15 protein-coding genes and 1 pseudogene are annotated in these 14131 nt (G+C 37.6%); 12 read left to right on the top strand and 4 right to left on the bottom strand.

The features are described 5' to 3' along the window. Positions 1 to 266 precede the first annotated feature (266 nt). The 10 genes and pseudogenes from ACN6NE_RS26425 to ACN6NE_RS26380 all read left to right on the top strand — a co-directional run bounded on the left by ACN6NE_RS26425 (position 267) and on the right by ACN6NE_RS26380 (position 9627). Positions 267 to 1091 (top strand): thermonuclease family protein, encoded by an 825-nt coding sequence (locus tag ACN6NE_RS26425; RefSeq protein ID WP_129710262.1) that lies wholly within the window; start codon positions 267 to 269, stop codon positions 1089 to 1091. A 368-nt stretch (positions 1092 to 1459) separates the two neighbouring features. Beyond that, positions 1460 to 2014, top strand: a complete 555-nt coding sequence (locus tag ACN6NE_RS26420) for a GNAT family N-acetyltransferase (RefSeq protein ID WP_129710258.1) — start codon at positions 1460 to 1462, stop codon at positions 2012 to 2014. A 197-nt stretch (positions 2015 to 2211) separates the two neighbouring features. Continuing rightward, entirely contained in the window at positions 2212 to 2772 is a 561-nt protein-coding gene (locus tag ACN6NE_RS26415; protein ID WP_474328244.1) for a hypothetical protein, read from the top strand. A gap of 199 nt (positions 2773 to 2971) precedes the next feature. Beyond that, complete coding sequence (locus ACN6NE_RS26410; protein ID WP_129710254.1) at positions 2972 to 3802, top strand: YitT family protein; 831 nt, start codon at positions 2972 to 2974, stop codon at positions 3800 to 3802. Positions 3803 to 4114: 312 nt separating this feature from the next. Further along, a pseudogene (locus ACN6NE_RS26405) lies at positions 4115 to 4527 on the top strand (DUF4395 domain-containing protein). A 246-nt stretch (positions 4528 to 4773) separates the two neighbouring features. Continuing rightward, positions 4774 to 6297 (top strand): nickel ABC transporter substrate-binding protein, encoded by a 1524-nt coding sequence (nikA, locus tag ACN6NE_RS26400; RefSeq protein WP_129710252.1) that lies wholly within the window; start codon positions 4774 to 4776, stop codon positions 6295 to 6297. A 2-nt stretch (positions 6298 to 6299) separates the two neighbouring features. Continuing rightward, entirely contained in the window at positions 6300 to 7241 is a 942-nt protein-coding gene (gene nikB, locus ACN6NE_RS26395) for a nickel ABC transporter permease (protein ID WP_474328241.1), read from the top strand. Next, the gene (gene nikC / locus ACN6NE_RS26390) at positions 7238 to 8044 is read left to right on the top strand and encodes a nickel transporter permease (protein WP_129710248.1); all 807 of its coding nucleotides are present in this window, start codon (positions 7238 to 7240) and stop codon (positions 8042 to 8044) included. The genes nikB and nikC overlap by 4 nt, the downstream gene beginning before the upstream one ends. 5 nt (positions 8045 to 8049) lie before the next feature. Continuing rightward, entirely contained in the window at positions 8050 to 8847 is a 798-nt protein-coding gene (locus tag ACN6NE_RS26385) for an ABC transporter ATP-binding protein (protein ID WP_129710246.1), read from the top strand. 9 nt (positions 8848 to 8856) lie between these two features. After that, the gene (locus tag ACN6NE_RS26380) at positions 8857 to 9627 is read left to right on the top strand and encodes an ABC transporter ATP-binding protein (protein ID WP_129710244.1); all 771 of its coding nucleotides are present in this window, start codon (positions 8857 to 8859) and stop codon (positions 9625 to 9627) included. A gap of 65 nt (positions 9628 to 9692) precedes the next feature. On the opposite strand, the gene ACN6NE_RS26375 is transcribed toward ACN6NE_RS26380, so the two are convergent. Beyond that, the gene (locus ACN6NE_RS26375) at positions 9693 to 9989 is read right to left on the bottom strand and encodes a hypothetical protein (protein WP_057244640.1); all 297 of its coding nucleotides are present in this window, start codon (positions 9987 to 9989) and stop codon (positions 9693 to 9695) included. A gap of 133 nt (positions 9990 to 10122) precedes the next feature. Between ACN6NE_RS26375 and ACN6NE_RS26370 the strand changes: the two genes are divergently transcribed. Continuing rightward, a complete protein-coding gene (locus tag ACN6NE_RS26370; RefSeq protein WP_129710242.1) occupies positions 10123 to 10629 on the top strand; it encodes a P-loop NTPase family protein in 507 nt (168 codons plus the stop codon). Between the two features lie 37 nt (positions 10630 to 10666). On the opposite strand, the gene ACN6NE_RS26365 is transcribed toward ACN6NE_RS26370, so the two are convergent. After that, entirely contained in the window at positions 10667 to 10957 is a 291-nt protein-coding gene (locus ACN6NE_RS26365; RefSeq protein WP_474328237.1) for a hypothetical protein, read from the bottom strand. Beyond that, on the bottom strand, positions 10951 to 11985 hold the full coding sequence (locus ACN6NE_RS26360) for a DUF2254 domain-containing protein (protein ID WP_474328235.1): 1035 nt from the start codon (positions 11983 to 11985) through the stop codon (positions 10951 to 10953). Before ACN6NE_RS26360 ends, ACN6NE_RS26365 begins: the two co-directional genes overlap by 7 nt. Positions 11986 to 12159: 174 nt before the next feature. Here ACN6NE_RS26360 and ACN6NE_RS26355 point away from each other — a divergent pair, with 174 nt between their 5' ends. Beyond that, a complete protein-coding gene (locus ACN6NE_RS26355; protein ID WP_025751329.1) occupies positions 12160 to 12606 on the top strand; it encodes a DUF4385 domain-containing protein in 447 nt (148 codons plus the stop codon). Here ACN6NE_RS26355 and ACN6NE_RS26350 read toward each other — a convergent pair whose 3' ends face one another. Then, complete coding sequence (locus tag ACN6NE_RS26350; protein ID WP_129710240.1) at positions 12607 to 13920, bottom strand: hemolysin family protein; 1314 nt, start codon at positions 13918 to 13920, stop codon at positions 12607 to 12609. Positions 13921 to 14131 lie beyond the last annotated feature (211 nt).

The following is a 14131-nucleotide window of genomic DNA, read 5'->3' as shown; positions in this document are numbered from 1 at the left end:
GATAAATGTATTTGTAGTGTAAAATATCCTCATGATTAAAAATCTGGATACACGAAAACGAAAAATGTGTTCGTGAGGTAAAAATAAAATAGATGCTATTTAAAATAATGACTTTAAAACAGGTAACCAATTTTTATAATAGTTGCACGAAAAAACTCGTGAAAGGTATTTTCACGAGTTTTTGTTTTTAGGTGATTTACACTATTTATAAAATCATTTTACTTTTATATAGTAGATAGGGAACGTGTTAAAGGAGGACTCGGGTTTTGAAAGAAATAAAAGCAATTATTTACGCGATGCTCGCGACGTTTATGCTGCTTCTTACTGGATGCAGCGATGAGCAGGCAAGTCATTCAAGCACATCTTCTACCGATACAAAACAAGCAGTTCAAGTAGAAGATTCATCAGATCAAGAAGACGATCACAGTCCTTCTAAAGCAAGTCGTGAAGATGTAGTAGGTGAGGCAGCTACGGTAGAAAGAGTAGTGGACGGTGATACGCTTAAAGTGAAAATGCTGAACGGAAAGACGGACCGAGTGCGACTACTTCTTGTTGATACCCCCGAAACAAAGCATCCCAAACTAGGCGTACAGCCCTTTGGTCCAGAAGCATCTGCTTACACCAAAAAAAGGCTAGAAGGACAGGAAATTACCCTTGAATTTGATGTGCAAGAGCGTGATCAATATGGACGCTTGCTTGCTTATGTATGGATAGACAATGAGTTGTATAATGAAGAGCTGCTAGCAAAAGGGTTAGCCCGCGTAGCAGTATTTCCTCCTAATACAAAGTACGTAGATGAATTTAAGAAAATACAGGAGCAGGCTCGAAAAAGCGAAAAAGGCATCTGGAGTATTGAAAACTATGCACAAGAAAGAGGATATAATACGGGTGCTGTAAAAAATCAGTCCTCTTCTAAACAAAAGGATACTCAGTCTGCCAAAAGCTGTGAAAGTAAAATAAAAGGAAATCAAAACTCTAAAATTTATCACGTGCCAACAGGGGCACACTATAATCAAACCATGAACAACGTCATTTGGTTTTGTACCGAAAAAGATGCGCAAGAAGCGGGATACAAAAAAGCAAAAAACTAACAAAGAAATTCAGTAGCTGCTGAGTTTCTTTTTTGTGAGTTCAGTAAGGATGTGCATAGGACTGGCTAAATACCATCCAACAAAGAGCGACCGATCCGTATAAGAAGACGCAGTGGCCATATGAGCAGGTGAGGCACTTGAACAAGAATTTCTGCTAAAACTCCCCATCCGCTCATCGTAGTATCTTTCTGCTGACGGCGTTTTTTCATAGTCATCATCCATTCATTTGAAAATATACATTAATTATACAATGAAAGGAAGATTAGGAGTTAATTTTTTCTTTCTTTTCTTTTTCGTGTTAAAGTAGATAGGTAAGAAGGTTTGCTACAAATAACGCAAGCGAAGAGAATAAAGGGAGTTTGAAAATCGTGAAAATAAGGAAAGCAAGAAAAGAAGATGCTTCTGCTGTAACGGAATTACTTTATGACATGCTTGGCAGTATTGCATGCTCTCATACGGCGGCTACAACGAATGAAGAAGCGCTTTTAAGACTTAAAGCGTTTATTCTGTCTGAGAAGAATCGCTATAGCTATCATCATATTACAGTCGCAGAAGTCGACGAGAAGGTAGTTGGACTTATGCTTTGCTACGAAGGAAGTATGTTACAAACGCTTTATGAACCAGTTAAGCGTTTTGTACGTGCTAAACTTAATAATCCAGCGTGGGAAATTGATATAGAAACTGAACACGGAGATTATTATATTGACTCTCTATGTGTAGATGAAGCTTACCGTGGAAAAGGGATAGGAACGGCTCTTTTAAATGTAGCCAAGCAAGAAGCCAAAAAGCGTAAGATGTTTTTATCGTTAAACGTTGAATATAATAACGTAGAAGCCAAAAAATTGTATCAGCGTATAGGCTTTCAAGAGCATAAAACCATTTTTATTGATAAAAAACCATTTTTTTATATGAAGACTGCCTGAGCATCTTTACGGTAGTATTTTTTGTGATAAAATGGATATATAAGTAAAATAATAAGAACCAACAGCTCAGCACTTTTGCTGAGCTTTCCTGTAAATCGCGTAAACGTATCAAAATGGAAAGAATCCTACATCCAATGGACCATAAGCAAGCGGTCATGAAAGTATGTTTGCTGATGTGCCACATGAAAGGAGCGTGCATGAACATCAGAGATCTTCCGTTTAATATGAGTTATCGATTTAATGAACAGCTTCGAGAAGTTCCGATTAACCCCCACCAAATGAAGCAGGGAATTATCTATTTAAAGAAACGAGCTCTTGAAGAAGAGGATGAGTGTGCCGCTGCTAAAACATATGGACATATTGGTGTATATGAGCGCATACTTGGAGAATTAACGAGCAGTGAAAGACATCTGCTGCTGGCCATTTATCTATATGACCGACATGTTGATACAATAGGTGAATTTTTGAATACGATCAGACTTGGACATACATATCACTGGCAAGAACAGTGGGATAAAGCGAATGAAACGTTTCAGCTACTCATTGAACAATTAAAAGCAGATGAAGACCTTCACATATATGAAGACTTTGTCTATCAGCATTATGGAAAATGTTTACTTGATCAGCGGGTTGTTTCCAGAGCACATCACTATTTTCAACGCGCGTTAGAAATTCGATTGAAAAAAGGCGATAAAGAATTAATTGAGTCAACTAATTCCTGCATCCGTCTTTGTTTAAATAAATTAAAACATTCCTAGTATACATAAAAGATAAATGGCTCATAGCCTTGGTTACACATAATGCATAAACTTTCCGTTTGACAAACGTATGTGAACATATTATAGTCATACATGGCAATTTAAGAATACGTAATATAAAAACTAAACATAAGCGTCTCTTCTCTTTTGGAGAAGGGGCTTTTTTATGTGAATTTTTATGCCGAGGAGGGTTTAATCGATGAGTAAAACAGTAAAAGATGTCATCTTTTTATTAATAGGTTCGTTTGTATTTTCACTTGCAGTTAACATGTTCGTCATTCCAATAGGACTAGGTGAAGGCGGCGTTACCGGTATATCAATTATTTTATATTATACAACGCATCTTTCAACGGGCGTCACTAACTTTATTTTAAACGGTATCTTGCTTATCGTAGGGTATAAATTTTTAGAGAAAAAAACCATCGTCTATACGATGATTACGATTATCGCTACATCTATTTTTCTTCACGTAACTGAAGGCTGGGGTCTTCATCTTCATGAAGAGCTCATTGGCATGGTTTTTGCCGGTGTACTGCTAGGCGTTGGAATTGGGATGATTTTGCGAGTTGGTGGAACAACAGCAGGTTCAGCCATTATTGCTCGAATTCTAAATAAGTTTTTAAACTGGAAAGTCAGTCATGCACTTTTAATTGTTGATTTACTAGTGGTATTGGCTTCTTATTTTATTATTGGAATCGAAAAGCTACTATTTACGATCGTCATGCTGTACATTACAACAAAAGTAATTGACTTCGTTATTGAAGGGTTTGATGCTAAAAAGGCCGTTACCGTTATTTCAAGCAACAAAAATGAAGTAGCGGATCAAATCAATGAACAGCTTGATCGCGGAGTAACGATTCTAAACGGTCGAGGGAACTATACAAAAGAATCAAAAGAAATCTTGTATGTGGTCATTAATAAACAAGAGCTTATTAAACTTAAAAAGCTGATTAAAAAAATTGATGATGAAGCATTTGTGATTGTACACGATGTACGAGATGTAATTGGAAAAGGCTTTCTAAGCGCATAGAGCTGTGGTTCTTGGCAATTTTTTCTGACGTTGGTTTTTTTCGAAAAAGTATGATATAAGTGTGTCTAAAGACAATTCAATATACGAAAGGAAGAACCCATATGCGTAATAAAAGGCATGTAAAACGTCTTCTTCAACGTCGAATTCGTTCTTTACGATACGTTGTCTTGGTTTTATTTACGATACTGATCTTAAAGTACGTTAGTGAAATCATGTAACTTTTTTATATGAGTCTTATCGCTCATTTGGAGTGCTTTTTCTTTTAAATTAGTAAACCAATTTGTATAATGGGTTTTAAGAAGGAGGAGTTCCATGAGCATTCCCAAACCATTAGTTCAGCTTAATCAACTCTTTATCGTTATAACGGTTTTGCTCGCTTTACTTGCGGCAAAGTGGCTTTTACTTTTGCCTTTTCTCGTTGGAGTAGTCACACTTGCAACAAAGCGTAATCCCGTAATTATGGCAGGGAAAAAGCTTCTCAAAAAGCCTGCTTCTTCTTATCAAATGGAAGACCGGGATCAGCAGCTTTTTAACCAATGGATTGCAACGATATGTATGGGGGTTGCTTTCATTTCATTTTTAATGGGTTATCGCTTGTCGGCTATGTATTTAGTATAATGGTGATTCTTGCTGCTGGTGTAGCACTGATGGGATATTGTATAGGCTGCACGATTCGTTATCGATATATGATGTGGAAATATAAAAGAAAAAAACACGCTGCATAAACAAAGCCTTGAGAAGGCTTTGTTTTTTTTATGCTCATTTGTATGCGTTATCAATAAATTTAATCATCATAACGGGTGAAAACAAGTGTTAGAGCACCAATATCCTTTAAAAACCTTTGTTGACAAAGTAAGGTAAACAAATTAAACTTTTTATGATAATAATAATCGTTACGATTTAAAAGGGGGAAGTTATAGTTAGAGACCGTACATAAAAGAAAGATAGTTTTGAATAAAGGAGGGATTTGTATGAGAAAAAGGATAAGTCTGCTATGCTTAACGCTTGCTGCGATAGGTATGCTAGCGGCATGTTCGAGTAACTCTGCGAGTACCGAAGAAAAGAGTGAAAAGAAATCACTTACTTTTGTATCGAATTTTCCAAGTGACACGCTCGATCCACAGTTGAATTATACAACTGTACGAGCTGGTATTGCCGAAACGTTAGTAAAAGTTAATGAGCAATTACAGATTGAACCATGGCTTTCAAAAAAGTGGAAAACAGAAGACGATGGGACGACCTGGGTATTTGAGATTAGAGACGGGATTACGTTTCAAAATGGCAAGGATCTGAATGCTGAAGCCGTGAAAAATTCGTTAGAAAGAACGATAAAAGAAAGCGAAGCAATGAAAAGTGCACTTAAAATTAAAGAAATGAAAGCCAGTGGCCAAATCTTAACCATTACAACAACAGAGCCGCTTGCCACGCTGCCTTCTGAACTTGTTCATCCAAACACGGCAATTATTGATGTAGATGCTCCAGATACAAAAAGTAAACCCGTGGGAACAGGGCCATTTAAAGTAGCTTCGTTTAAACCGGATAATGAAATGAAAGTAAAAAAATATAAAGAATACTGGGGCGGGGAACCAAAATTGGATGAAGTTGTGTTAACATTTAATGATGATGAAAATGCACGCACTTCCGCTTTACAATCAGGTGAAGCCGATATTGTGTATCGTCCGGCTATTGAAAGCTTAAACACGTTGAAAAAGGATCCTTCAATTGTAGTCGATATACAGCCAAGTCTCAGAAATCAAATGCTTTTCTATAATTCAAGGCAAGAAGCTTTTAAAGATAAAAATGTGAGAAAAGCGTTTGATGTATTATTAAATCCCAAAGATGTTGTCGACACAGCACTCGCAGGTCAAGGGTCACCAGCAGCAGGTCCATTTTTAAAGAGTTTAGATTTTTCGAACGATCAAAAAACGAAAACCTATGGACCAAGTGAGGCTCAAAAATATTTAGAAAAAGCCGGTTATATACTCAAGGATGGAAAAGTAATAAAAAATGGAAAACAGCTTTCCTTTAAGCTTGTTACATACCCTTATCGTCCAGAGCTGCCTTTAATGTCACAACTGCTTCAGTCAGAAGCAAAAAAAATTGGTGTAAAAGTAGAGATTCAACAAGTAGAAAATATGGACGAGTATATGACAACAAAAGATGATTGGGGAATCGTTACATATAGTCTAGTAACCGCGCCTCGAGGAGACGCAGGGTATTTCTTTAATGCTCTTTATATGGATGGAGGAGCATTTAATGTTGGGCATTTTCATGAACCAGCGTTAACTTCCACTATTACTGAGTTGAACAGAACAGTTGATCAAAAACAGCGCAATAAGTTGGCAAGACAAGCTGGAGAAATAGTAGAAAAGGAAACGCTGCACTCTTCAATTGTTCATCCGAATAATTTTGTGGCCTATAGAAAAAATGTGGAAAATTGGGTTACAACTAAAAGTGAATACTATGTGATAACAAAGGATTTAGATGTGAAGTAGATATGAAATTAATTGGTAAAAGAATAATAGAATTACTCATTTTTTTAGTTATCCTATCGTTTCTCAGCTTTGTTTTGATGAAGCTAGCTCCAGGAGACCCAGTTAAGCAAATGCTCCGCGTAGATGACGTGGCAGTTTCTGAGGAACAAATAAATAGTTTAAGAACAGAGCTAGGGTTTAATGAACCTGTATATATTCAATACGTAAAATGGCTGAAACGCTTTTTTCAGTTTGATTTAGGGTCTTCGTATATGACAAAAGAGCCTGTCATCGATGAATTAGCCGAAAAATTTCCGGCTACGCTGCGCTTGACGGCTGCATCTTTGGTTGTGATGCTGTTAATAGCTGTGCCACTCGGCACGCTGTCAGCACTGTATCCGAACAAGTGGATTGATTATCTCAGCAGAAGTGTGTCCTTAATTGGAGCATCTATTCCCAGCTTTTGGCTCGGCCTTTTGTTTATACAGCTGTTCTCTGTACATCTTCAATGGCTTCCTTCAATGGGTACAGGCACAGCAGCCCATCTTGTGATGCCTTCTTTAACACTTGGTTTTGCCATGTCCGCTGTGTATATGCGAATGATTAGAGCTAGTCTGCTAGAAGGACTGAAACAAGATTTTGTACGATCCGCTCGAGCAAGAGGAATCAGTGAAAGCCGAATTTTTATTTTCCATGCGTTTCGGTATAGCTTAACGCCCATCCTTACCATTTTAGGGACGAGCTTAGGCAGTTTGCTTGGAGGAACAGTCATCATTGAAGTGCTTTTTGCTTATCCTGGAATTGGAAAGTTAGTTATTGATGCAATTATGAATCGTGATTATCCTGTGATTCAAGGGTATATTTTGTGGATGGGCCTGTTTGTTGTTTTCATTAATTCACTTGTGGATTTGAGCTACAAATATGTAAATCCCCAGCTCTACGTAAAGAGAGGGGATAAAACGTGAAAAAAACTCAGCTTCCTTTTGTAGTGATAAGCGTTTTTGTTATGGCGCTCATTTTATTTTGTCTGTTTGGAAGTCAGCTAACACCAACAGATCCCACACAAGTGAACATGCAAGACCGTCTTCAAAAAGCCACCAGTGATCACTGGCTAGGAACTGATCATTTGGGCAGAGATCTTTTTTCACGAATCATAGCTGGAGCTCAGACTACGATTGGAACGAGTTTTCTTGTCTTAGCTCTTTCTCTTTTGATTGGGGTCCCGGTTGGTTTAATTTCAGGGTATATTGGAGGAAAGATAGATCGCTTTTTAATGAGAATTGTAGATGCATTTTTAGCTTTTCCTGATTATATTGCAGCCATCGTCTTAAGTGGGCTGTTAGGGCCTGGATTATTTAACTTAATTGCCGCGATAGTTATTGTAAAGTGGGTTAGTTATGCAAGGGTAGTGCGCAGTATTGTGCTTCAAGAAAAGTCAAAAGAATATGTGATGATTGCTAAATTAAGCGGAGTGGGAACACTACCTTTAATCCTGCGCCATTTTCTTCCTCATGTAGGAGGACATGTTCTTGTTCTTGCTACGCTGGATATAGGGAAAATTATTTTAATGATGGCTTCATTGTCCTATATTGGACTAGGGACTCAGCCGCCTACTCCGGAATGGGGAACGATGCTAAATGAAGGCAGGGCCTACTTTTACAATGCTCCGCAGTTAATGTTGATACCAGGCACGGCCATTATTTTATTTGTGCTGACGTTTACAGCTTTAGGTGAATATATTCGAGGGAAATATCAAGTTAATCGATAAAAGAGGTGATCGTCATCGTTTTAGAAGTAAAGCATCTAGCCATTCATAATAAAACAAAACAAATCGTAAAAGACGTTTCTCTTACAATCGACCAAGGGCAGTGGATGGCGCTCGTTGGAGAAAGCGGAAGCGGGAAAAGCATCACTGCTGCTTCAATAGGAGGGCTGCTGCCGTCAGGTGTAACGCTTAAAGGAGGTTCTATTACTTTTAAGCAGAAAAGAGATGCGCCTATCCTTGGAAAAGATATTTCGTATATCTTTCAAGATTATCGAAGCGCTTTTACACCTTTTTTAACGATTGGAAAGCAGTTTGATGAAACGATTCGTACACATAGTAAACTGTCTAAAAAAGACAGGAAAGCGGCCATTTTTCAGGCTCTAAAAGCTGTGAATTTACCGAATGAACGCGTGTATAAAAGCTATGCTTCTCAGCTGAGCGGAGGACAGCTTCAGCGAGCGGCGATTGCTTTAGCGCTGATGATGAAGCCTGCCTTGATTATCGCCGATGAACCAACTACTGCTTTAGACAGTGTGGCAGCAGCTGAAGTTCTTCAGCTGCTCTATAAGCTGAAAGAAGAAGCAGGCTGTGCCATTCTGTTTATTACCCATGATTTGCGTCACGTGCGGAAATATGCAGACCGAGCAGCTATTATGCTAGCAGGAGAAATCGTGGAAGAAAACAGTATTGAATCTTTGCTTCACGCGCCGCATCACTTTTATACAAAAAAACTGTTTAACGCCATTCCTTCTTTACAGAAAACGCCTGATCGATTAGCAGATACTCAGGAAAAAGTGTTGATATAGGAGTAGGATATGAAAGAAAAAAGTATATTACGCGTCAAGCAGCTTGTGAAAAAATATAAAGACGTTAAAGCGCTGAATAATGTTTCTCTGCATATTGATAAAGGAGAATGTGTAGGGATTGTTGGAGAAAGTGGAAGCGGAAAAAGTACGCTTGTAAAAAGTGTGCTAAGGTTAACAGAAATTCAGCAGGGAGAAGTATGGTTTGCAGAGAAACCTCTTCATAGGTTAAAAGGAAAAAAACTGCAGCAAGCTCGTTTAGGCATGCAGGTTGTCTTTCAAAACCCCGCGGCTTCTTTTAACCCGAAAGTAAAAATCATTGATTCTTTACTCGAGCCTTTGCGTCAGCAGCGAACCGTTCCTCCATTTTTATCTCACGTGAGTAAGAGTGAAAAAGAAATCGCTCATTATTTGTTAGAAAAAGTGGGGATCAGCGCAGAATATGCGCTGAGTTATCCTCATGAACTCAGCGGTGGACAGCTTCAGCGTGTAGCGATTGCACGTGCTATTAGCGTAGGTCCTTCTCTAGTGCTGCTAGACGAACCAACAGCGAGCCTTGACGTTACGGTACAAGCAAAAATTTTAAATTTATTAAAAGATTTGCAGGAGACGCTTCAGCTGTCTTATCTGTTTATTTCGCATGATTTAGCAGCGGTAAATTTTATGAGCACCCGCATGATAGTTATGCAGCAAGGTGAGGTTATTGATCAGTTTGAACGTGCAAAGCTATTTGATAAAAACAGGCATCCTTATACAGAAAAGCTTGTGCGTTTATTTGAATAGAGAGTAAAGCTCTTCGTTTAGTATACTAAATGAAGAGCTTTTTTATAAATGAGACAGAGGCGAGTTCAGGGACGAGGCGGTGGAGTATGCATATGGATAAAATGATAGCCGGCTTGACAAAGCATGATAAAACTAATGCTGAGTACAATAAGAGGAATTAGCTTGTTTTTTCCTCGTTCTTCGTAAAGTCCCGCTGCGCTTAAAAGAAACCCAATAGCAGCTAAAGGAGGAGAAACGCGAAAGAATAAATCATCAGCGGTAAAACCTTGGTTTGTATACTTATAATAAAAAAATAGTCCTGTAATCAATAAAAATAGTCCAATCCAAAACAGCGTAAGTTTTCCAAAAAGGGTTTTAGGCACTGTAGTTTCACTCCTTTTGTCAGTCAAGTACCATAAAATACTAGCATAAAACGTTCTCGTTTGCATTAGAGAAAAAGAACTTGAATTATACAATATGTGTAAAAAATAGGTTGGAAGTAGGGGGACATGAAGTATGCAAAACTCTCAATGTAAAAAAATACATATCGTTGGAAGTGGAAAAACGACTTTTGCTCGTTTACTAGCTCATAGATTAAAACTTCCTCACTATGAACTTGATAATGTTATGTGGGAACGAACACAGGAAGGAGATAAAAGAAGAAGTGAAGCGGATCGAAAAAAGTGTTTACATCATATTGCAGCTTCAAAAGAATGGATCATAGAAGGCGTACATTATACGTGGGTGAGAGAAAGTTTTGATAGAGCTGATCTTATTATTTTTCTCGATACGCATTATTTAAAAAGAGTTTGGTTTATTCTAAGAAGGTATGTTCTGCAAAAGGCTAAAATAGAAAAAGCGAATTATGCACCCACGCTTTCTATTTTTATTAAAATGTTTCAGTGGGATTCAGACTTCGAAAAGCAAAGTAAACCTGAAATTTTGCATATCCTTCGTACGTCATATCACGATAAACTGATAGTCGTGAAAAAGAGAGAAGAAATAGAGCACTTTATATCGTAAAAAAACGCCGCTCAGTGAATGAACGGCGTTTTTGTTTTTATTCTATCAGCATAGAATCATATTTTTTCTCACAAGCTTTTGCAAGGTTTTTGAGGAGCTGATTGAGAAACTCTTTGTCCATTTTAAGCCACTCTTCTTTTTGCAGCCCTTCTACGATATAGGAAGAAAAAACCCAGACGTCGTTTTTGATGGCAGAGCGATTTGTTTCAGCGATTACGGTTAATGCCTTAATGACAGCAGACATCACTGAAACATCTTCTTTCCCATAATGGCGAATTTGATAGATTGCTTTGTACAAATAATCCATAAAAGAAGGTTTTTCTAGCATACTCGAATGCACCCTTTTTCATCGTAATAATAAGGAGAAGAAGAATAGCTCTTTCCAAGTTTAATAAACACTTGCGTGAGCTGTTCAATACAGTTAATGGCTGTTTCAGGATCATTAATAGCTGGTGAAATAGCTCTTAATGCAATTTCACTTAGCTTTTGGATGCCTAATTTTACGTCTTGAATTGATTCCTGGTCATTTGTAATAAACAAACAATGAAGAAATTTTTCCTTTTCTAACGATTGATTGTGATGCATCACGCTTAACAGTGGTGTATCAGCTTCTACATACTCACCGGGTGCTTTTTCAAGTTTAACAATGACATTTAATTTAGATGCTAGGGTTGTTAAGTGGTTGAGTTCAATATATTGAATATATCCTTGTTTGTTACTTTTAATTTGCAGCGTTTTTTCACTATCAAAATTAAGCTGTTTTTCATTCTTTGATTGGGGGGTCCTTTGTTGTTCTAGCTGTCTCTCTTCAATAGTAAGCATCGTTTTTTTAGCAATGTTTGAAATTAAATTTCCGACTTTAATCCAGTTAATAACGTGGTGAATCAAAAACACAAACATCCCTAGGCAAATGAATGCTACCACAATCGCTAATGAAGGAACAATAAAGGTATTGCTGACTTGATTGCTGCGAACTTGAATAAGCAGTACAAGCACGTATACGTATCCACCGATAAAAGTGCCAAGCACACGCTGAGTTTTGGCATCTGTATTAAAATTTTGAATCGTTCTAGGGGAAAACTGGCCTACGAACGTGGTCAGCACCACTAAAACAGAAGAAAAGGTAATCGTTGTCATCGTTAATAAAGAATTTGACACTGAGCTTAAAATGGTATGAGCAAGCTCTTTATCTGTTAGAAACACAGAAGGAACCAATTTTAACCACTGTTTGTGAGCGGTTAAATACCGATCTAAAAATGTACTAATAGTGGCTAAGACAAAAGCAATAATGCCGTATAAGGCAGGAGTGATCCAAAAATTAGCCTTTATTCGGTTTTGCTGTAGCTTTATTGACATAACAAAATCTCCCGTATCATGATTTAATAAGTTCGGACTTCTTCTAACAAGGAGAAAAAAGTTTAGTCATACTTATCCTCCTATTATTACCCGCATCTGCATGTGCAAAACTTCTCTAAGGAAAGTTTCATCATTCGTTTGTAAAGGGTAGAGACCAAAAAGGAGGGAAGAGCCATGGCATTTGATTATTCACTTGATTTTGAGCATATAGATTTCAGAAAACATCCTGAAAAATATAGAGTAGGAAAAGGTGAACAAGGAGTTCTCCTTGTTGAGCCATATAAAAGTGAGATTCTTCCTCATTGGCGTTTTCGAACACCAGAAATTGCTGAGGAATCCGCGGACGCTATCTATCAGCTTTTTTTGACCTATAAAGAAAAAAAAGATTTTGTTGGAATGGACATGGCCCGGAAATTTCTCCAAATGGGATACACGCGATCCAGGCGCTATGCGAACTACAAAGGTGGAAAGAAATATGGCAAAGACGGAGAGCGCAACGAACGGAAAATTGATGAACAAAAAGCAGAATCGGCAGCTATTTTTATGAAAAAATGGAAGGAGGTACGAGAGAATAAGGAGTACTTGAAATTTAAAAAAGAGCATCAAAAAAAGTACGGATAATCAGCTGTTATCCGTACTTTTTTCCTTTGTTATTTCGATTCGTTTAATATGGTGATGTTCAATATCAATAACTTTAAATGAAAAACTTTCGTTTGTGATGCTATCACCTTTAGCAAGATCAAACTTTTCGGTCAGCATCCAGCCGCCAATGGTATCAACGTCTTCTTGTTCAATATTTGTTCCGAGTAAATCATTTACTTCTTCAATCAACACCTTCGCATCGAGTACGTAGTGATTTTCATTAATTTTGTGTACGTCCGGTATTTCATCATCATCAAATTCATCACGAATTTCACCAACAATTTCTTCTAAAATGTCTTCTACCGTTACAAGCCCTGTTGTTCCTCCGTACTCGTCTATTAAGATGGCCATGTGAATTCTGTCTTTTTGAATTTTAAGCAATAAGTCGTAAATGGCGATGGAATCAATGACTTGAATGATGGGTTTCATATACGTTTGCACGGTACGTGGTTTAATATCATCTTCTTTTATGTAATCCGCTAATATTTCTTTAATATTAACTAATCCCACCACTTGATCTTTGTTTCCATCTACAACTACTGGATAGCGAGTATATTGCTCTACTCTAGCCATTTTTAAGAATTCTTCTATCGTTTCACCTGCTGATACGCTAACAATTTCTGTACGAGGCACCATGATTTCTTTGGCCGTACGATTATCAAATTCAAAAATATTATTCATAAACTTAAATTCCGATTGATTAATTTCACCGCTCTCATAGCTTTCAGATAAAATAATTCTAAGTTCTTCTTCACTATGAGCTACTTCATTTTCAGAAGCTGGCTTCAGGCCGAATAATCCGACTACGCCTCTTGCTGAGTGGTTTAAAAGCCAAATAAACGGATAGAGTAACTTAGAAAAAAGAATAAGAGGACGGGAAAATAACAGCGTCACTTGTTCGGCTTTTTGAATCGCCACTGTTTTGGGCGCAAGTTCCCCAGCTACCACATTTAAAAATGTGACAATCGAAAAAGCAAGAACAAAAGATATGACATGCGAAAGTGATGTAGCAAAAGGAAGCATGTCAATAAGCGGCTCTAATAAATGACCTACCGTAGGTTCACCTATCCAGCCTAGACCCAGTGCGGTAACCGTAATGCCCAGCTGTGTGGCTGAAAGATAACCATCTAAATTTGATACTACTTTTTTTGCCGCTAAAGCGTTCCGGTTTCCTTCTTCAATTAACTGGTCGATTCTAGTCGACCGTACCCTAATGACGGCAAATTCCGTTGCAACAAAAAAGGCTGTTAATATGATTAATACGATGAATAAAATGACATTTACTGTTTCCAAATTTATCTCCTTACCCCGTTGAAACGGATAAGGGAACACCTCCCTTATAAAAGTTTGATGAGCTGATTTATATGGTAAATAAAGAATATCATGTATACTGTTCCCTTAATGTCCGTAGAAATAAACTTACCGAAAAGAAAGAGCACTTTTTAATAACCCGCAACATTTTTTGGCAGAAAAAGCGTAAACTAAACACTATAAAATGAACGAA

The sequence above is a fragment of the Priestia sp. 53B2 genome, assembly GCF_056099005.1.
The sequence above is the reverse complement of the archived record's forward strand: the minus strand, read 5'-3'. Positions and strand labels throughout refer to the sequence as shown.

Bases quoted from the DNA above. Each gene is read 5' to 3' on its own strand.
- ACN6NE_RS26355 (WP_025751329.1), top strand. From the start codon at position 12,160: ATGGCATTTGATTATTCACTTGATTTTGAGCATATAGATTTCAGAAAA.
- ACN6NE_RS26380 (WP_129710244.1), top strand. From the start codon at position 8,857: ATGAAAGAAAAAAGTATATTACGCGTCAAGCAGCTTGTGAAAAAATAT.
- ACN6NE_RS26410 (WP_129710254.1), top strand. From the start codon at position 2,972: ATGAGTAAAACAGTAAAAGATGTCATCTTTTTATTAATAGGTTCGTTT.
- ACN6NE_RS26365 (WP_474328237.1), bottom strand. From the start codon at position 10,957: ATGCTAGAAAAACCTTCTTTTATGGATTATTTGTACAAAGCAATCTAT.
- ACN6NE_RS26370 (WP_129710242.1), top strand. From the start codon at position 10,123: ATGCAAAACTCTCAATGTAAAAAAATACATATCGTTGGAAGTGGAAAA.
- nikB (WP_474328241.1), top strand. From the start codon at position 6,300: ATGAAATTAATTGGTAAAAGAATAATAGAATTACTCATTTTTTTAGTT.
- ACN6NE_RS26415 (WP_474328244.1), top strand. From the start codon at position 2,212: ATGAACATCAGAGATCTTCCGTTTAATATGAGTTATCGATTTAATGAA.
- ACN6NE_RS26360 (WP_474328235.1), bottom strand. From the start codon at position 11,985: ATGTCAATAAAGCTACAGCAAAACCGAATAAAGGCTAATTTTTGGATC.
- nikA (WP_129710252.1), top strand. From the start codon at position 4,774: ATGAGAAAAAGGATAAGTCTGCTATGCTTAACGCTTGCTGCGATAGGT.